This is a genomic window from Photobacterium sp. AWH4_225, assembly GCF_056158405.1.
Genome location: NZ_JBSWTF010000004.1, coordinates 1,783,235 through 1,803,821 on the forward strand (window position 1 = coordinate 1,783,235; position 20,587 = coordinate 1,803,821).

Genomic DNA, 20,587 nt, shown 5'->3' on the forward strand with positions numbered 1-20,587 from the left:
GTTATCCTGCTGGTCTTCTAAGCTGCTGTAACACTGTTTCTTTCTCCCCATCAGCTACCACATGGCCTTTATCCAACACTATCAAACGGTTTACACACTCGAGCATGCTGGTTTTGTGGGTAAAGAGGATCAGCGTGTGCTGCTTATTGAATGATTTTAGCGTGCGTTTGATATGCTGTTCCGATTGGCTGTCCATTTGGCTGGTGGGCTCATCAAATACTAGTACCCTAGGTTGGTTGAGCAAGGCGCGTGCGATGGTGATAGCTTGTCTCTGTCCACCAGAGAGATATTGACCTCCCTCTCCGGCTTGGCGATTTAAGCCTGATGGGTCGTGTTGAGTAAACAGATGGACGCCTGCTTGGAGGCAGGCTTTTTCGATGTCCTCGTCGCTGGATTGTGGCGAACCGAGGGTAATGTTGTCACGTATCGAGCCGAAAAATAGCGCGTTGTCCTGGGGGACACATCCTATCTGCTGGCGCAGCGAATGGAGGTGAAATTGGTTGATGTCGGTGTTGTCAAAGCGGATTGCCCCTGAACTTGGCTGGTACAGTCCCATTAATAACCGCTGCAGGGTAGTTTTGCCCGAGCCGATTTTACCAATGACTGCGACTTTCTCGCCCGGCTTGATCGTCAAAGAAACAGATTGCAAAGCAGGTGTATCGGCATGCGGGTAGGTGAAGGTTAGGTTGTCGCATTGAATATCGCCACTTAGCGGCTTGGCGTGCTCGGTCGTTTGCTGAGACCGGGTTTCATCGGGCATCGCCATGATATCGCTCAAGATAGCAATGGCAGACTTAGCCTGGTGGTAACGGGTCGATAGCTGTGACAGCTGGACCATCGGCCCGATAGCCCGGCTGGTGAGCATAGATACGGCGATCAAGCCTCCGACACTCAACGTGCCTGCGGCAATAAGGTAAACCCCATAGATAATCACCCCCACAGAGACACATTGCTGGGTGAGGCTTGCCAGGTTATGGACCGAGTCTGTCAGCCTGCGCGATTTAACGCCCCAGTTAGCTATGTGGGCGACGGCCTGCTCCCAGCGATACTGGTATTGGGGTTGGCTATTGAATAGCTTGACCGTTTCCAAGCCTGCCACACTCTCGACCAAGTTAGCATGTTTTTGCGCTGCAAGTTGCGAGCCTTCTTCAATGGCTTTTTGCAAAGGGTGCTGTATCAGCATGCTGTAAATCGCGAGAACAATAATGGCGGCGATGGGAATGACAACTAGCGGCCCTGCAATGGTGTAGATAACCAGTAAAAAAAGCAGGGCAAAGGGTAAATCGATCAACGCCGTGATGGTGGCGGAGGTAAAGAACTCCCTGACCGACTCGAACTCCTGCAAATGGCGGGTAAAGGCACCGACAGAAGGAGGGCGGGCAGCCAGCTTCAGCCCCATTACTTTGCGGTAGATTGCCGCTGATAGCAGGATATCCGATTTTTTACTCGCAATATCGATGAAGTAACTGCGCAGGTATTTGAGCAGGAAATCAAAGCCAAATATGACCACGATGCCGCTGGTCAGTACCCAAAGGGTATCGAATGCTTGGTTGGGCACCACCTTGTCGTAGATCAGCCGGGTGAAGAGCGGAATGGCCAAGGCAAAAACATTGAGCAAAGCAGAGGCGATTAGTACATCGCGGTACAGGGGCTTGGATTGCCATAGTGTTTGCCAGAACCAGGCTTGGCTGGAGTGAGAAGGGCTTTGGGGAGGCGCAACTCCCGCAGCTCCTGTCGTTGGATTTACTTGGGCTTTGCTTGCGTTAGCAGCGTCAACGGTTGATTCAGCTCGGGCATCGAACTGAAATGGCATTTTTAGCAAAAAGACTCGGTTGAGAAATTGCTGCTCTAGCTCATCGAAACTCATCCAGCTTTTTTCAGGGGCATCGCTTTTTTCTGAGGCATTGCTTTTTCTTGGATCATAGTTTTTTGGGCAGGGAAGGGCGACTTCAGCCCGCTGTTTTTCCTGATCGATATCGAGCAGGACACAGGCCTGGTTGCTATCGAGCAGGGCAATCACCGGCAGCAGTAGTGGGGAAAGCTGGGGGAGGCTGAGGTTTGCTTCCTCGGCCTGGAAACCGGCATTGTGAGCCGCCCGGGGCAGTAAATGTGGTGAGAGCTGGCCATCTTGCAAGGGGAGGCCCTCCAGCAGGCAGTTCACTGAACGGGGCTGGCCGTAATGGTGACAAAGGTAATGCAAGGCGTTAAGAAGTGGGTCTGCCATGGTTTGCCTCCTTCTGAACGGTAATGTAGTGGCCTTGGAAGCCAACAACGCCGAACTCCTTCAATGCTTGGTATTGAGGTTGGTGCTCCACCCGCGTGGCAATCGTTTTGATATTGCGGTGATGGGCCGTCTGGATAAGGGCACGCAACGCATCCTGCTGTGCATCATCCGTTGGATGCCGGGTGAAATCGGTATCGATTTTTACATACTGGGGATTGAATTGTCGTAAATAGCCAACAGAATCAAAGTGGTGGCCGAAATTATCGATACCATAGGTAAAGCGGTGTTTGTCGAGCACGAGGCAGAACAAACGGGTTTGGGCTGCGTCTTCAAGAAACGCGATTTCTGGCAGTTCGAATATCAGCTGCTGGCTAATGACAGGGTGCTCGGCAAGAAAGCTGTCTAACCACTGGATAAAACCTGTATCGGCAATGGATGTCGGGGCGATATTAATGGCCAGAAACGTTTGGTGTAGCGACAGGTAATGGACAGCTTTCTGGATCATATGGCGATCTAGCGCCACGGTTTGCTTTAGGGCATTGAGGGCTGGAAGGAAGAGGTGGGCAGAATAACACTGCTCATGGTGTTTGAGCACCGCAAAGACTTCTTGGTGAAGCGGGTGGTGCTGGCTGTCTCTGGCGGTCTGGAATGACAGGGTAATATTGTCGTTTTCAATCGCGGTTTGGCACAGCTCAAACCATTGCTGTTTGCCCCACAGCAAGTGTTCGGGTTGGTGCATCTCTCGCTGAGAATTGTGCGGCGCCCCTTCGGCTGGCGATGCCTGCTCTTGCTGTAAGCCGTTCTGATGGTGAACGGCGGCGAAACGCTGGGGGTTATGCAGGGCTTTGGACAGGACATTGTCACATTGCGCCAGTAATTCAGACAGACTCAATGAGCTTTGGGTATGTTTGGTGATGATGCCGCCCAAAATAGGCTGGAGGCTCTCAGGCGAGTTGCTGGCCTGAATATGGCTGAGCTGATCCATGAGGTTCAATATGGCGTCGCGATCTTGTTCTGAATTATTTGCATTGTCGTGTTCGGGGTGAATGATGACGAATTCACTGTGGCTCAGCCGGCCGAGCTTTTGCTGGGCAGCTGCGGTGCTGTTGAGATGCTGGCCGACTTTTTCTGCCAGCAGAGCGGCTTTCTTGAAGTTTTTCTTCCCTCTTAACCGGCTGATGGCTTCTAATTTGATGATCACCAAAGCGCCTGGCGTACCTTGCTCCAGCCAATCTTCCATTTGGAGAAGCAGCCGCTTGCGGTTATTGAGGCCAGACTCCGGATCTTGGTAGGCGCGCTTGCGCAGCAGATCGGCCTCTTGGGCCTGCTGATTGAAGTGCTGTTCGATTTTAGCTGACATCTGGTTGAACGCGTGGGTGAGCGGGATAAACTCTTTTGTTGGCGGCGTTGGCAGTGGGTGGCCAAAGTGTTTCTCGGCAATAGCATGGGCTTTTTGTTGGAATTGGCTGAGTGGTTTTTTAACGAAGTGATCCAGCAGGAGTTTCAAGGCCAGTACGCCAATCACAAAGCCGATAATAAAGGTGGTTAACAGCTGCCAGCTACTTTGCCAAAGCTTGCTGTAGGCGAGTGTTGGATAACTGGTTACCGTTATCTTGCCATACTGGAGCCAGCCACTGGTCAAAGTGTTTTGCCGGGTAACCGTGGGGATCGAGACCCACTGCTGAAACCAATGCGGGACATCGCTGGGCTGGGCGGGATAAGCGCGCTCAATAACGGTATTATCTTCTAGTAATTCCAGCGTGACTTTCTGGTACAGGCTGCCATCGAACATGGCATTGATCACCGACTCGATGGCGACAATATCGTCTTGTTCCAAGTAAGGGGAGATCGCCAGGCCAACAGCATGGATAGCGTTGTTTATTTCGATGCTCTGCTGTTCAACCAAATAGCTTCGGGTCGTCGTGAATTGGCTGAAGGCAATGCCGGCCAGCAACAACAAGAACAGCAGGCTCAACCCCAAAAACAACTGGCGATAGAGTGACATATTCTGTTAAGCCTCCTATTCCCTGTCCAGCCAAAGGATGGGCTTGGCAAACTGTTGGTGCAAAACTCGTTGTTGCAGCGATCGCCAATGTTTGATCCGGCTGGCATCACCGACGAGCTGGCCTTGCCCGCGCTGTTTCATGAGCCATAGCTTGCTACCGTTGAAGCTGTAGATAGGTTGCAAATCAGGGCGTTGGCTAGCCTGCAGGATGTCTGGTGTCAGGTTGTCCAGCAGCAAAGGTACCGAGCTAGGCGTTGGGTAGTAGGCCAATACCATATGGAATTGATTTAGGGTTAGCGCTTTGACATAGATGAGCCGCAGTTTTTCATCTTCTACGCCTAACTCCCTGAGTGAAAGGTATTTGGCGATGCTGAATTCCTCGCAGTCTCCCGCCCCGGCCCCTAAAAACTCCAGCGGGGTGGCCCAATAATCGTTTTTGCCCCAAATGTCGATATCATCGAGAAACTTGAGCTGGTTAAAGAAATCATTGACTTGTTTGAGCTGGTCAAGCTCATCATGCAGCTTTGTTTCCTTGAGTAGTTTCCGCCAGGCTGTCACCCGCATGGCCGCTTTTTTGCTGTAGGCCTGTTCGATACGCTTGGCAATTTGTATCTCCTCGGCGCTCAGCTGGACTGCTTCCTCAGAAGGCTTCTTGGCTGCAACATGGGCCGGCTGTAACCAGCTACCGCTGAGTAGCAGCGAGATCAATAGCATTCTAACCTCCGTCCTCTTCATTGGCATTTAGTCGGCGCGTAGCGAGAAAATAGTCCACTCTTCCAGCACATTCCCCCGTTCTCCTCGTACCCGGGCTGTGACTCGCCTGCTGAGGGTGTTGGATTGCTCCCGCGAACTGGCCGCTACCGGTTCGCTGTCACCAAAGCCGAGCGTTTTTATCCGGCTGGGGCTGACCCCGTAATCAATCAGTTGCTGGCGAACGACGGTGGCCCTGCGCTTTGACAGCCCAAGGTTATACTCAGAGGCACCCACCGGGCTGGCATAGCCTTTTAATTCGATCCGGGCTTCTGGGTAGGAGGCGAGGAAATCCGCCATTCGCTTGATTTGGGCTTGGAAATTATCAGGGATGACCGTTGAGTCATTGGCAAACAAGATGTGGAGGTCATTGGACTCGGAGCGTTCGACAAATGTCGGGCAGCCATCGTTATCGACGATGGCGGAGTGCGGTGTTCCCGGGCACTTGTCCCGTGCGTTGATCACCCCGTCGCCATCGTCATCCATCAGATCCCGTGATTGCTCGGCCACGGGCGGTGCTTCGGCTTCGGTCGAGCATCCTGCCAATAAGCCCAAGGCGTACAGGTAGACAAATGGAACCCACAGCCACTGATAAATATTAAGTCTTTTCATGGCTCCCCCTAGCGTACTGATTGTGACCATTGGTTCGGGACATCAATCCGCATTTCCTCTAGCAACTGCCCGGTGGCGTTCAGGACACGGTACTTGGCAAGAATGCCGGCATAGTGGGCATCGAGATACGCTTTCCTCGCCTCAAACAGTTCGTTTTCCGTGTTGAGTACATCGAGCAAGGTGCGCTTGCCGATTTTAAATTGCTTTTCGTAGGCAATAACGGTTCGGGCGGAGGCATCGACATGTTTTTGCAGGTATTGGGTTTGGCTGAGCGCCAGCTCCATGCCGCTCCATGCCAGGCGGGTGCTTTCCTCTAGCAAACGGAATGCGCGGTCTCGTACATCCTTAGATTGGCTGTATTGGTAAGCGGCGCGGCGGCTTTCGGCGAGATCAGAGCCACCGTTGTAGAGGTTGTACTCCATTTTCAGCATCGCCTTGAATTCATCGGTATGGCCGGGAGTACCGTCCAGGTCTTCTCCCCACTCTTGGGAAGCTTCGATGGAGAAAGTTGGGTAGAAGTTGCCTTTGGCTTGCTTGTATTGGTAATTGGCAGCGTCGATATCGTTTTTGGCGACAAACAATACCGGGTTGCTGTCTTTGGCCTCATTGAGGGCGCTGTCGAGGGACGCTGGGATGTAATTCTGGTCAACTTCCGGCTTCTCGAGGTTGACGGGATTGCTGCCAACTTCACGGTAGAATTCGGTGGTTTTATCTTGAAGGTTGTTTTCGGCGGCAATGAGGTTTGAGCGCGAGCGGGCGAGCCGCCCCTCTATCTGGGCTAAATCAGCCGTAGAGCCGATACCGGAGTCCGTCCGTTTCTTGATATCGGTGAATATCCTCTGGTGCACGGCATAATTGGTTTGCGACAGGGCCAATACTTCCTGGGCTTCAAGGGTATCAAGATATATTTCTGTTACCCGCAGGGCTTTGTCTTGCGCATCCGCCAATAGCTGGTAGCGCTGCGCTTCGGCTTCGGCCTTGTTGCGCTGGATATCATGGTAGGTGATGGAGCCATCCCAGATCAGCTGGCGCAAACTGATGGTAGCGTCGAGAGGTTCATAATCCCCAGTGCTGTTGGTGGTGTTGTCGTAGTCTTCATAACCGGCACTGGCCTCGAGGTCGACAGAAGGCAGGTAGTCACCGACTGAGGAGCGGGTGGACTGGTTACGGCTCATGAACTCATTGTACGCCCTTTTGATTTCAGGGTTAGTCGCGAGCGTATCAGCCACCGCCTGTTCCAGCGATTGCCCCACCGCTAGCGGAATGTTTAACAATGATGCAATCAATCCCAGCTTGATACTGAGCTTGGTCGACACAGGTCGTGTTATTATTCGCATCTTTTTCATTGAGCAATAGCCCCTAAATAATTGAGAAGTAACCCCTAAATATTGGTAAACAGCCTCCTTCAATCACTCCCTGAGTGCTGTGTGCTGGGCTTTTAACACTGGGTTGAGCAAGTACTGCAAGACGGTTTTTTCGCCGGTGATGATATCGGCTACCGCGTTCATGCCCGGAATAATTGGCAGCTGGTTTCCCGCCGGATCGGTAAAAGCGGTTTCATCAGTCCGGATCCTGATCTGGTAATAGCTGTGACCTTCTTCATTGAGCAAGGTATCGGCGCTGATATGTTCCAGCGTTCCCTTAAGCCCCCCGTATTGGGTGAAATCATAGGCGGTGAATTTGACCATTGCGGTTAACCCGGGTCTCAGGAACCCTATGTCCTTGGGTGAGATCTGCGCCTCGACCAACAAGCTGTCTTCTGTAGGGATCACCTCGATAAGATCCATCCCGGGCTGGATAACACCGCCGAGGGTATTGATATGGATTTTTTGCACCGTGCCATTGACGGGGGAGGTGACAAGGGTACGAACCACCTTATCCTGTAACCCAAGGTGTGATTGGCTCAAGGCATCGAGTTTGTCGGAGGTTTGGTTCAGCTCTGATTGGGTATCAGAGCGGAAGTTGAGCGCTATATCGAGCCGTTTGAAAATGGCCTCATTCAAGGCGGCTTTCATCGCTGGGATCTGCAGCTCGGTCGAGGTCATATCCCGGCGGGTTTCATTCACCTGCCGTTGCAGTTTCAACAGTTCAACTTTTGGTACTACCCCTTCATCGGCCAGTGGCTTGGTGATGCGGTATTCTTCACTGGCAAGGTAATAGCTCTGTTTCTGGTTTTTCAATCGTGCTCTTGCTTCCTCCAACTCCCGCAGTTTTTGCTGGATTTGCTGTGCCATCAATGTGAGTTGGTTGTCCAGACTGGCGAGCTGGTCACGGTACTCGCTCTGCTGTCTTTTTACCAAGTCGGCATTTTGCTGGTGGAAATGTTCTGGAAACGTCAGGTTAGCAGGGGAAATAGTGACAGACTGCCGCCAAAGCTTGCTGGGTGACTTGTCAGGCGAATCACTTGGTAATGATGTTTTGATACTGCTAAGCAGAGCGGTGAGGCGGATACTGTCGGCTTTGATTCCGAGCAAGTCTTGGTTCTTTTCTTCGTAGTCGGCCTTGAAGCGGGTGTCATCCAGTTGGATGAGAGGCTGCCCGACAGTAACCTGTTCACCTTCACGTACCAAGATGGCCTTGATAATCCCGCCTTCAAGGTTTTGAATAATCTGACGCTGCGAGGAGGGGATCACCTTCCCTTCACCACGGGTGACTTGCTCGATGGGGGCAAAAGCGGCCCAGCTGATCGCAGCGATAAAAAACAGCCCGACACACCAAAGCAGCAGGCGTGACTTGCCCGATGCCTCAAGCAGTAAGGCATAGTGAGTGTCTCGAACATAGTCGAGATGCTGTGGTTTGATATCACTATTTTTCTTCGTCATGCCTTCGTACTTAACCTCGTACTGAAAGACACGTTAGCCAACCCATATCCATATAGTGGTAACGGAAACAATTATTTACCTGCTCTTTGTTTGTTATTTATGGCTTTTGTAAGAGCAGACACTTGCTCAAGATAATAGAGCACGGCGAGGAGCCATGGCGTAGCGACTTTGGGAATTCTAAAAGCTGAGATCCGTTTAGGGTTTGTGAAAGCTGACTCGGATCCGAGACTAGACTTGAGGGAATAAATTCCTCCCCCCACCAGTCAAGAGTAGTGTGTATGGCTGAATCATCGTCGATAGGCTCGTCTTCTAAACCGATACAATCCAGTGGCGAAAATGCTGAAGTAGGCCCTGAAGGTGTAAAAAGCCCTGACAACAGCGCACAATACGTGGTCATGCAAAATGGCAAGCCAGTGTTTGTCGATTGGCCTTGCCCAACCTGCGTACTGGTGGCGCCTGCAGGCGGCTCAGATACTAGTTTGGAGGTTTTCCCGCCAGGCTACACAGTCCAACCGATGGGGCAGTTTATTGATGAGGCTTCGTTTGCCCAGCTTGGTTTGAGCGAGCAAGAGTTAGCGGACATACAGCAGCAAATACTAGCCGGCGCTGATCCCACCGACATTTTAGCGCCTCCTGCGGCGGGTATCTCCAGCGGAGCGACTGGAGGTAGCGGGGGATTGGGGAGCAGTGACGAAACTGCAAACGGTGGTTTTGTCGTTATCAACTACAATGGCGATTCAACTTTGGCTGAAGCGGGATTTGATACCCGGTTTGAGCGAGGGGAGGAGACTGCTGAAGATGAAACATCGCCTTTGTTTGCGGCTTCCGGCGGCCAATCGGGCTCCATGCTGCTTACTGAAGCTGACTTTGTACCGAATACCTATCCTTCCGAGTCTTCCACTCAAGTGATAGTAAGTGCTGGCTCGCTGCCGCTTGATCCTGATTCATTCACCTTCGACCCTGCGCAATTGGCTGATTTACTGTCTGAGCTCAATGCCGAAGTTACCTCCATTGGGCAGCCAGTCCTTTTCAGTTTCGATGCTGGTAGTAATGCGATTATTGGTACCAGCAATGGCAATACGGTCGTGACATTTCAAATATCGGCCGAATTGAGTGGTAGGGATGTTACGGTCACTGTCTCAACATTGCTTGAGCGGCCAGTAGATCATATTGCAGACGGAGGTGGCGGCAGGGTTACCAATATCGATGATGCACTAACAGTACTATTGCCATTGCAGGGGGCTGATTTAGCAGGAAACCCGTTAGATATACCCTTGCAGGTGAGCTCTGTCATTGTTGACGGGGAAAACCCACTATTTGGCTCTGATGCAGGTACTGTCATCGACGAGGCTGATTCACTGGGCGTTGATATAGAAGGGGAAGTCCCCTTGGACGTAGGCAGTGACGAGATCAGCAGCGTGGTATTTGATGCTGAACAGCCTGACTTGGAAGGTATTACCAGTAATGGCTTTGCGACAACGGTATCGATCAACGGCAACCAGCTTGAGTTGGTGGATAGCCGGGGAGTCTTGGTACTCACTATTACTATCAATACCGATGGTACTTACGTCGTTAACCAGATGCAGCCATTTGACGAGCTTAATCGTGCCGAGTTGGTGCTGCAAGTCGCTGTTACCGCGACCGATTTTGACGGCGACAGCACTGACGGTACTGTCGTGTTGATCAGTATTGACGGCAATAGCCCTCCTGGCGGAGAAACCGGCGAAATCACTTTTGTCGAGCCCGATCTGCAACCCAATAATTATCCGGGCAGTGGGCAAGATACCATTGAACTCACACCGGGGGTCGACCGCTTGGATCCCGATACCGTCACTATCGATGAATTAGAGCTCGATAACCTGATCAGCGAATTAGGGCAAGAGCTGAGTTCAGGCGGAGAACCTCTTACTTTCACCTATGACGATGCAACGGATGTGCTGTCGGGTGTGAGGCCTGATGGCGAGGTGGCTGTTACTTTGACCCTGACATCAGTTCAAAGCGCCGATGGGCTGGGGATCACCATTACCGCCGATTTGGTTCAATTACTGCCGCTTGATCACCTTTCTAGCGGAAATAGTAGTGGCTTCGTTGCTGTCAATGGGGAACAAATCGTCGTGACCGTGCCTATTCAGGCCAATGATACCGATGGTGATTTCCTCGACACGCCAGCGATACTCACGACCACCATCGTTGATGGTGATATCCTCGCCTTTGGCGCTGATTCCGGCGCAGTGATCACCGACCCTGATAACACCCCTCCGGATCAGGTAAGTACTGCCACCGGTGCCATTGAGTTAGATATCGGCAGTGATGCCATTGCCAGCGTGGTGTTTGTTGATAGCACTGATTTAGCGGATTTGATTGCAGGCTTTTCCAGCAATAGTGAGCCAGTTAGTTACCAAATTGATCAGAACCAACTGCAGATATTCAATAGCCAAAATGAAGCCATTCTTACTGTTACCATTGCCAACGATGGTACTTATACGCTTGAACAAAGTGATTCGCTAGACCAGCCGATTGATACTAATCAGTTGGTTCTGACTGTCGATGTAAGAGCAACAGATGACGACGGCGATACTGACGACAGCCAGATTGTCCTGACACTCAATGATGGCTCCGATCCTGCTGGTGGCGAAAGTGTTGCTGTGGCAATGATTGAGCCTGATCTTGAACCTAGCAATTACCCTGGGTCTGTTGAGGCAACGTTGAATATCGTTGCGGGTGCAGACAGATTGGAGCCGAGTTCGATATCCCTAGACCCGACCCAGCGCGATGATCTGATTGCTGACCTGCAAGCGGTGCTGAGCTCGGCAGGCGAAGCGTTGACAGTGACCTATGACGAGGCCAACGGGTTACTCGAAGCCCGCCTGCCTGGTGATACTGGTGATAGCTTGGTGCTAACGGTTGCGATTAGCAGCGTACAGGCAGCCAATGGCGATGATCTAACAGTATCGGTCATTACGACCCAACTTCAGCCCCTTGATCACCTTGATACGACTCTCGATTCTCCCTATATCACCAGTAGCGGTGAAGAAATCGTGCTGACTTTGCCATTAATGGCAACGGATACTGACGGTGACGATCTCTCTCAGCCCCCCAGTGTTTCGGTGACGATTACCGATGGTGAGTTTCCGGCTTTGGGAGGCGAGGCTGGAGTGACCCTTGATGAAACCAGTGACGCTAACCAGGTGGTTGAAGGTGAGATCAGTATCGATAAAGGTAGTGATGATATTGCCTCTTTGCTTTTTGCCGATACCCAAACTGCCTTGGATTTCACCAGCGACGGCAATCCGGTTAGCCTTGTCGTTGGTGGTACGCCGACTGGCAGCGAGATCACCTTGGTTGACTCACTGGGCAATACCATTTTGCTGGTAACGATTAACAACGATGGCGAGTTCGAGGCTACGCTCAGCGGCACACTGGATCATAGTGACAGTGACAGCTTGGTGGTGCCGCTGGATGTGGTGCTCACCGATAACGATGGCGATCAGGCGCCGGGGCAAATTGCTATTACTATTAATGACGGTGATGACCCTGCGGGTGGCGGCACCATTGAGGTTGAGTTTACTGAGCCCGACCTTTCACCACCCAACCAAGCCCCGAGCGAATACCCGCTCACCGAGCAGCAGCTGGAAGAGATTGTTGCTGGCTCTGATCGCTTGGTGCCGGAATCTGTCCAGATTGATCCAGACCAACTTGCAGCGATTATCGCAGAACTAAATAGCGAGCTGACCTCTGGCGGTGGCGGGGCACTGACGTTCAGCTATGATGCGGCATCGAATACTTTAGCTGGCGTTTTGGGTGATGGCACACCGGTGCTCACTATCGTGTTTACCTCGGTGCAGTCCGCCAATGGCCAGGATGTCGATCTGACCATGACGGTGACCCAATCGGCTCCGTTGGATCACAATACAAATGGCAACAGCGAGGGGTTTGTATCGGTCAGTGGAGAGCTGATAGCGGTTAACCTTCCCTTGCAAGCCACAGATGTCGACGGTGATAATCTAACGACATTGGTCAGCGCGGTGGCCTCCATTACCGATGGTCCAATACCGGAATTGGCTGAAGGCAGCAGTATTACGGTCAACGAAACCGCTGATATTAACACGCCGACACCGGGGCAAATTGGCGTTGATGTGGGCAGTGATGCGGTGGCATCGATTAACTTTACTGATGAGCAACCTGCATTTGAGGGGTTATTGAGCGACGGCCTACCGGTACAGTTCGAAGTGGTCGGTGGCGATACTATCAATGCCTTCATTGATGTTAACGGCACCCCGCAGGCTGTGTTTACGGTAGTCATGACACCGACAGGTGACTACACTCTCACCCTCAACAACAACCTCGACCACCTTGTCGATGACACCCTATCACTCCCGTTAAATGTGCTTGTTACCGATGATGACGGTGATACCAACACCGGTATTGTCACTATCAATATTGAAGATGGTGATGATCCTGCCTTTGGCAATGACTCTGGTCTAGCTCTCAATGAAGGTGACGACGGCCTCTCTTCAGGAACGGGTAATATTGAAGTTACTCAAGGTAGCGATGATGTCATCTCTGTTCTTTTTTCTGCCACACAACCTTCGTTAGATAACTTAACCAGCAATGGTTTTGAGCTGATATCTAGCGTAGATGGCAATCAAATAACGCTAGTAAGGGCGGATGACCCAAATATTGTGGTGCTGGCAATCTCGATTGATATCAATGGGGGTTACAGTGTCACTCAGTTGCAACCTTTGGATCAAATTGATGCTTCAGATCTCGCTACACTGGATTTAGCGGTAGAGGTAACAGATCGAGACAACGACACAGCACTGGGCTCTATTACGGTAACGATCGAAGACGGAACGGATCCTGCCGGCGGAAATACGGCACAAATTGCTTTCACCGAGGGCGATCTGAAGCCCGATGACAGCGATCCTGGTGGTGAACAAGGTTACCCCGTTTCTGGCGAGGCGGCGATCACGATCGCCGCCGGAGTCGATAGGTTAGATCCTGATACGCTTGATATTGATCCCGCTCAGCTAGCCACGCTATTGGCAGAGCTAGAGGCAGAAATTACCGCAGGTGGACTCCCGGTTACTGCGACTTGGGAGTCGGGCACGGGAACCCTGACGTTGGCGGTTGGTGGAGGGAGTACCGGGGGAGAGACGGTTCTGACTGCGGTGATCACCACGGTGCAAAACGCCGATGGCGAACAGGTTGATATCACCACTACAGTGACTCAGCTGCAACCGCTGGATCACAATGGTACAGATAATACCGGCTTGGTTCGCCAGCAAGACGATACCATAGTGTTCGACTTGCCAATTCAGGTGCAAGATACCGATGGTGATTTCCTTATAACCCCTGCACTTATCACGACCACTATTACTGACGGAACCGATCCGGAAATTGACACCATTACTTCGGTGACTGTACTGGAAAGTGATATTGATGAAGGAGGCGATTTCCACCCTGGCTCAAACCCAGATGGCGATGGGCAGGTGGCGACGGGCACCATCACGATTGATTCTGGCTCGGATGAAATCGTCAATTACCAAGTCGATGTCAATGCGTTTAATACCGACAATGCAGGAACGCTAACGGCAGGCGGGCAACAGGTTACCTTGGTGTTCAACGCCACTAACAATACCTACGAAGGCCAAGTTAACGGTGTGGTTATCTTCATTTTGGCGTTTAGTGCAACGGGCACCGCAGCCGATGATAGCTATAGCTTTACCTTGCTGGGCGCGCTGGATCATGTTCAGCCTGAGAATGACACTGAGCTGACGATTACGTTCTCGGCGACTGCGATTGACCAAGATGACGACGCTAGCGCTGCCGTTACGTTTGCGGTAACGATTGAAGATGACATCCCACAAACTCAAGATGCGGCCTTCCAATCTATAGAAGAGGGGGAATCGACAGAAACCCTGGATGTACTCACGGTGCTAGAAGAAGGGGCCGATGATGCCGAAGTCACTGCGGTCATTATTGACGGTGTGCGGCAAGAGCTGACAGGCACGCCGGATGCACAGGGCTTCTTCAGTTTTGATGTCAACCAAGACGGCCAACTGCTCGGCCAGTTATTTATCACTGCCGAAGGGCAAGTGCTGTTCAATTCGCTATCCGATCTCGACCATGGTGCGGAGCCGATTGTTGCCAATGTGGATTTTGAAGTCACTGATGGTGATAACGATATCAGTCAAAACACGTTGACGATCACCATTACCGATGAAGAGCCGACCTTGGTGGTGCAGCCTTCAGAAGGGGTCGAAGATCAGGGGCGTAACCCTGATGAATCTTTGGGTGATCCCACCACAGGGATCCCGATCAATATGTCGATTGACATCGGCGATGCGGATCGCGGTGAGCAGATCGGCGATGTGTTTATCATTCTTCCCGCCGATCCCCACGGCCAGTTCTTTCTTAATGGTGTCGAGATTGTGCCAGCCGGAGGGCAAGTTCTGATCGATCCTGCTGCATTTGTCGATCCTGATGGCGATGGCGTGTTTGAGCTGCAAGGCGTCACTTTTGTGCCAGAGCCTGATTATTCCACCCTGTTTGAGCCAAACAATTTGCTGGACTTCACTGTGACTGCCGAAGTGGTGACCAGCGATGGGGTTAATCAGCCGCTGCAAGATGGCAACTTGTCTATCAGTGTGCTGGGCATTGCCGATCAACCGGCTTTTGCTGATACCGCGGTATTTTATTACGGCGACGGTGAGGAGGACGGCGATAACATCAGCCTCAGTGAATCATTCCAGGCACTGCTGCAAGATACCGATGGCTCTGAAGAGTTGACGTATTTCATCACAATTACCGAAGGCCAAGCCCAGATCATTGGTGAGGGTATCACTGAAGTAGAGCCGGGGGTGTTTGAAGTGCCAGTCACGGCAGTCGACACCATAGAGATAGATCCTATCGATAACTTCAGCGGCGATATTCGCTTGAATCTCACTGCACAAAGCACCGAGCTTGGGCATTTTGTACCGGGCTCGGAAACAGCAGAAATTACCGAAGAAATCCTGATCAATGTTCTGCCTGTGGCCGATGATGCCCAACTGAAAGTGAGCCGGGTTGAATCCCTTGAGGATGAGCCCATTGCTCTGGCTCCGCTTATTGAACTGACTGAACTGGATGATCTCGATGATGATTTCGGGGTTGAAACCTTGTTTGTGCGTATTTCAGAGCTACCTGATGGCGCGCAGTTGTCACAAAATGGCTCTGTGCTGACCCCCGATGCTAGCGGCGTGTACGAAATTCTCTATGAGGAGTTGGATCAGGTCGTGCTGATCCCGGTGCCGGAAAGTAATGTCGACTTTCAAATAAAAGTGGAAGGGGTCGTTAAGGATGTGGTCGATATTACCCTTGAAGATGGCACGGTCGACACTGTCGAAGACGTATTGGTCACCCCCGAGCAGTTCATTGAAGTCACACTGACCGGTGTGGTTGACGAACCTGAATTTGAGCTCGGTGGCAGTAACTGGACAGAGATTGTTGATGGCGAAGTTCCCGGCATCGAAACCACGATTGATGAAGATACCGATGCTGTTCTCGATTTCAGCTTGGTCTCGGGTGAAATAGCCAATGCGCCGCTGGATGAATCCGAAACCCTGACCTTTGTGGTGTCCAATATTCCTGAGGGAACGCAGATTTTCGATGCTGAGGGCAACGAACAAACCTTGGTCTTTGTGGGGTTTGATGACGATGGCCTCCCTCGTTATGAAGTGAAACTGACCGGGGAAGACATTGGCGACCCTGACCAACCGGTTGCTATCAGTATTCGCCCACCGGAAAACAGCACAGAAGATATTGTGCTCGATGCCAATATTGTGGTGACAGAAAACGATGGTGACCAAGGTGAATTTGAGTTCCAATTGGTGATCCATATCGAGCCCGTGGTCGATGCCGAGGACTACGTTAGGCAAAGTAACGGGCTGGAAGATGAGCCGATTAACCTCAACTGGCAACCTGTACTGACCGATAGCAAAGAGCAAATTACCGGCTTGATGGTGAATAATGTCCAAGCGGGTTACGGCTTGCAGATCAATGATGGCGGCACGATTACATCATTAACGGTTGATGCCGCAGGATCAGTCACCTTAACCGAAGCGCAGTTGACCCAGTTGCTGAACGGGGCTCAACTGCAACTGCTCGCTCCGGAAGATTCCGATTTGAATCTGACTAGCGCAACGGCGATTACTACTGAGGTAACTGTTACCGAAGTCGATGTCGACTCCCCGGCAACGGATGTCCAAGTGGTCAATGGCACTTTGGACGTTATCATACAGGCTGTCGTTGAGCCGGATGCCGAGATAGGGGTGATCCCGACAGGCACCACGGACTTTGTCGATACGATTGTGTCTATTGACGGTAGCTTGGATCTCGGAGGTGGCCCTGACTCTGACGGCCAGATCGTATTTGAAGATCTCGATCCTAGCAGTGATGAGATCATTCTATCGATAGTGATCACCTTTCCCGATCCTGAAGCCGATTTTGTCGTTATTGGTGGTATTAACAACGGTGATGGCAGTTGGACTGTTCCTCAAGGCAGTTTGGAGGATATCCAGATCCTCGCTCCCGCTGACTTTACGGGTGAGGTGGTGGTCGCGATTGCTGCCGAGGTGCAAGATCAGAGCGACGATGTCAATCCTAGCGCCATTGAAATCGTCAACAGCACGCTGACGATTGATTTCCAAGGCAATGCGCTTAACGACCAACTGGCGGCTGATATTGTTGTTGATGACAGCATTATCGTCACGGGTGAGGAAGATACAGCGGTGAACCTAGGGAATTTCCTCAACCAAATTGTTAGCCTCAGTACAGTTGGCGAGAACCAGGGTGATGATGAGTTTTCCTTGGTCATCAGCGCGGCGAGCTTGCCTGATGGCGCGACGATTTCAGGTATGGACTTTAACTTTGTGACTGGTGAGTATGTGATCAAAGTGCCCGTGCAGGGCGATGGCAGTGTCGATCTGTCTGGCATCACATTGAACCTTCCCCAGGACTTTGCCGGTGACTTCCTGTTGGATGTGAAATACGTCAACACCGACACCGAAAGTGGTGATTTCAACGAAGTTACCGACACGATACCTGTCCGGATAGACCCGATTGTTGATGTTCCCGAACGCACAGGGGACAACGAGCGTGTGCCGGATATTGGTGTGTCGGTGGTGGAAACTCAGGGGCTCGATGCCGATCGCCAGCCTGTTGAAGACGGCGAGCCGGAGGTTATCTATCCCGACATAGCCTACGAAGATGGCACCATTATTTTGGATGTCACCGCCACGGTCGCCGATATCAGCACGACAACCTTGGAAGGGCTTGAGACCATCGAACAAGCCGTGATCAGCGTGGGTAGCTCCGGTGGCTTCTTGCTCAATGCCGCGGGAGAGCAGGTCACTAGCCTGATCATTACCGACAGCAGCGAGCTCAGTGCTATCCAATATGTCCCGCCGCAGGACTTCAGTGGCGATGTATCGCTCGATGTCTCGGTGACGCTTGTTGATACCGCTGAGTATGACGAAACGGCCGGGGCAACGATTCAAACTGATACCGCCAGTTTTGACGGCAGCATTACTTTCGAAGTGATTGCGGTCAACGATGAGATTAACTTTATTGGGATCGAAACACCGATTGAAGGCGACGAGGACAGCGGGTCGATCAGCTTTGCCGGAATTAGCGGTAATGTCGTCGATATTGATGACTCTGAATCAATCTTGTCACTAAAAATCGTTAATGTGCCCGAAGGGTTTATCATCAGTGGTGCAGACAATAACGGTGGAGGAGAGTGGAGTGTGGCTGTTCCGCCGGGTAGCGATTCTTTCGATTTGAGTAGCCTTGGCCTTATTCCTCCGAAAGACTTTAGTGGTTCGGTTGAGCTAGGGATTGTGGTTTTTTCCAAGGAAGATAGCCTGGATCTGCCAGTCGAAAACACGGCAAACTTTACTGTCGTCGTGAATCCGATAGCTGATAGGGTGGATATTGATGTCCCCCCAACCGCAGAAGGCACCGAAGACGACAATATCGACCTTGTCCTCAATATTGAAGCGTTTGATGACAGTGATAGCTACACCGGGACAGGCACAAATGTGTCGGAAAACCCGCCTGAAACCTTGCAGATCCAAATCAGTAACGTACCCGATTCAAGCCAAATTGCCCTGCCGGATGGGGTAACGGGCACGGTAACGGAGCAGGGCAGCGGAGTGTGGCTGGTCACGGTCGATAGCTCGGATTTAGACCGCTTGGTGTTTATCCCTGGCGATGCCAACAGTGACAATTGGAATGGCCAGCTGGACTTGGAAATCCGTGCGGTAGACCAAACCGATGTGGCAACGGATGATATTGCCCAGTTCGTGACGATTAACCTAGATATCGAAGCCGTTAACGATGCGCCGGTAAACCAAGTGCCAGTCAGCCTTGAAGTCGATGAAGATAACGTACTGCTAATCAATAGCCTGCAAGTAACCGATGTGGATGTGGATGAAGTCAGCGAAGGAAACATGTCCGTAGTGCTTGAAGTGGATAACGGCATATTGTCCCTGCCCGCAGGTGCGCCTATAGGCAGCTTGGTGATTACTGGTGATGGCAGCCAGACAATGACTTTGGAAGGCTCAATCACTGATATCAACACCTTGCTCTCTTCTGGTATCAACTACCAGCCTGATGCCAACTTCAATGGCGATGACAGTTTGCTCATGACCACTGACGATCAAGGGAATACCGGTACAGGCGGCCCGCTGCAAGATAGCGATAGCGTTCCAATCACGGTGAACCCCATTAATGATGCCCCAGAGCTTCCAACCACAGGGGATCAGACTGTGGAGGAAGATTCACCGTTAGTGATTAACGGCCTTAACGTCACCGATATCGACTTCGACGAGGCGGGTAGTAGTGGAGTGATGACAGTGACTGTCTCGGCAAACAATGGCAGCTTGACGGCAGTTGAAACCGCTGGTGTCACCATCACTGACAATAGCAGTGCCGCTGTCACCTTGGAAGGCAGCCTTGCCGATATTAATGCTGCCTTAGCGGCTGGGATCACCTACCTCGGTAACCCTGATTTCAAAGGCGATGACGTGATCACTGTGGTTGCCAACGATAATGGCAATGTGGGGGCGGGTGGGCCGCAGCAGGCGATCTCTACGATTAATGTCACGGTTACCCCTAAACCTGAGCCACCGACACTGGAGTTAACGGTTCCTCAGCTAGCAGATACGCGGGCTGTACTAGGTACTTTGGTGCCCCTTCTGGGGTTGGTAGTGATCCCCGCTGATGCCGATGAAGCCCTTTTTGTTGAAGTCCGCAACCTTGGCGCCGGAAGGTTGGTTGATAGCGCTGGTACTGAAATCGGCACTGATAATGGTGATGGTAGCTGGCGGGTGGCAAGCAGTGAGCTCGACAATATTTTCGTGGCAGATCTTTCCGAAGGGGCAAATAGCTTGACCCTAGTTGGTATCTCGCAGGAAATCGATGGCAGTGAGGCCGAATCGACCGAATTGCTGATAGGTGTTCGTATTGATGATCTCGCTAACACGGGTAATGAAGTTGGCGCGGGGGATAACGATGGTGAGAACCTTGTTGTTGGTAGCGATGCCAATGAACGTTTGTTGGGAGGATTAGCAGATGACATCTTAGTGGGGGCGGGTGGCGGCGATGAGCTACTTGGCGGTGCTGGGAACGATGAACTGTGGGGCGGTGAGCTCAACGGCAACGGTGATGGTGCCTCTGATGTCTTCATCTGGCAGTCTGGGGATATATCCACTTCCGGTACGCCATTTACCGATACAGTGAAAGACTTCGAAATCAACCTGGACCAGCTTGATATTGCTGAGATCTTGCCGGATGACGGCGAAGAGGATCTCGACCGCCTGCTCAATAACATCACGGCCGGTATCGATGCTGATGAGACAGTGAATTTAACGGTAGCGGTAAGCGAAACTACTCAGCAGAACATCGCTGTGGAAAATATCGATTTGTCGGCATTAGGGCTGGGGACAGGCTCGACTTCAAATGAAATCATCAATGAGCTGTTCAACAATGGAGTGTTTATTGTGGATTGAGTGGAAAGGCACGAACTAGCTGTAAAGATCACACTTATGCTAAATACTCATCTTATCACTATTCAACCATGGCATATAACGCTTTATGATGGCTGAGTGTACTCATTGAATAGGACAAGGA

At 51.6% G+C, this 20,587-nt stretch carries 7 protein-coding genes; 1 reads left to right on the forward strand and 6 read right to left on the reverse strand.

Going from position 1 to position 20,587, the window contains the following annotated elements; all coding sequences use genetic code 11:
- Nucleotide 1 precedes the first annotated feature (1 nt).
- From ACXAD4_RS25195 to ACXAD4_RS25220, 6 genes are all read right to left on the reverse strand, one after another.
- Nucleotides 2–2,224: a type I secretion system permease/ATPase gene (locus ACXAD4_RS25195; RefSeq protein WP_475244767.1), complete on the reverse strand. Its 2,223-nt coding sequence runs from the start codon at nucleotides 2,222–2,224 to the stop codon at nucleotides 2–4.
- On the reverse strand, nucleotides 2,205–4,229 hold the full coding sequence (locus ACXAD4_RS25200) for a bifunctional diguanylate cyclase/phosphodiesterase (RefSeq protein ID WP_475244768.1): 2,025 nt from the start codon (nucleotides 4,227–4,229) through the stop codon (nucleotides 2,205–2,207). Before ACXAD4_RS25200 ends, ACXAD4_RS25195 begins: the two co-directional genes overlap by 20 nt.
- 15 nt (nucleotides 4,230–4,244) lie before the next feature.
- Entirely contained in the window at nucleotides 4,245–4,943 is a 699-nt protein-coding gene (locus tag ACXAD4_RS25205; RefSeq protein ID WP_475244769.1) for a transglutaminase-like cysteine peptidase, read from the reverse strand.
- 27 nt (nucleotides 4,944–4,970) lie between these two features.
- Nucleotides 4,971–5,444, reverse strand: coding sequence for an OmpA family protein (locus ACXAD4_RS25210; protein WP_475244770.1), 474 nt, complete (start codon nucleotides 5,442–5,444; stop codon nucleotides 4,971–4,973).
- 155 nt (nucleotides 5,445–5,599) lie between these two features.
- A complete protein-coding gene (locus tag ACXAD4_RS25215; RefSeq protein ID WP_475245650.1) occupies nucleotides 5,600–6,928 on the reverse strand; it encodes a TolC family outer membrane protein in 1,329 nt (442 codons plus the stop codon).
- A 72-nt stretch (nucleotides 6,929–7,000) separates the two neighbouring features.
- Entirely contained in the window at nucleotides 7,001–8,413 is a 1,413-nt protein-coding gene (locus tag ACXAD4_RS25220; RefSeq protein WP_475244771.1) for an HlyD family type I secretion periplasmic adaptor subunit, read from the reverse strand.
- Between the two features lie 278 nt (nucleotides 8,414–8,691).
- On the opposite strand from ACXAD4_RS25220, the gene ACXAD4_RS25225 reads away from it, so the two are divergent.
- Entirely contained in the window at nucleotides 8,692–20,466 is an 11,775-nt protein-coding gene (locus tag ACXAD4_RS25225; protein ID WP_475244772.1) for a retention module-containing protein, read from the forward strand.
- Nucleotides 20,467–20,587 lie beyond the last annotated feature (121 nt).

Coding starts and splice junctions, on each gene's coding strand:
- ACXAD4_RS25195 (WP_475244767.1), bottom strand. CDS start 2,224: ATGGCAGACCCACTTCTTAACGCCTTGCATTACCTTTGTCACCATTAC.
- ACXAD4_RS25225 (WP_475244772.1), top strand. CDS start 8,692: ATGGCTGAATCATCGTCGATAGGCTCGTCTTCTAAACCGATACAATCC.
- ACXAD4_RS25215 (WP_475245650.1), bottom strand. CDS start 6,928: ATGCGAATAATAACACGACCTGTGTCGACCAAGCTCAGTATCAAGCTG.
- ACXAD4_RS25205 (WP_475244769.1), bottom strand. CDS start 4,943: ATGCTATTGATCTCGCTGCTACTCAGCGGTAGCTGGTTACAGCCGGCC.
- ACXAD4_RS25220 (WP_475244771.1), bottom strand. CDS start 8,413: ATGACGAAGAAAAATAGTGATATCAAACCACAGCATCTCGACTATGTT.
- ACXAD4_RS25200 (WP_475244768.1), bottom strand. CDS start 4,229: ATGTCACTCTATCGCCAGTTGTTTTTGGGGTTGAGCCTGCTGTTCTTG.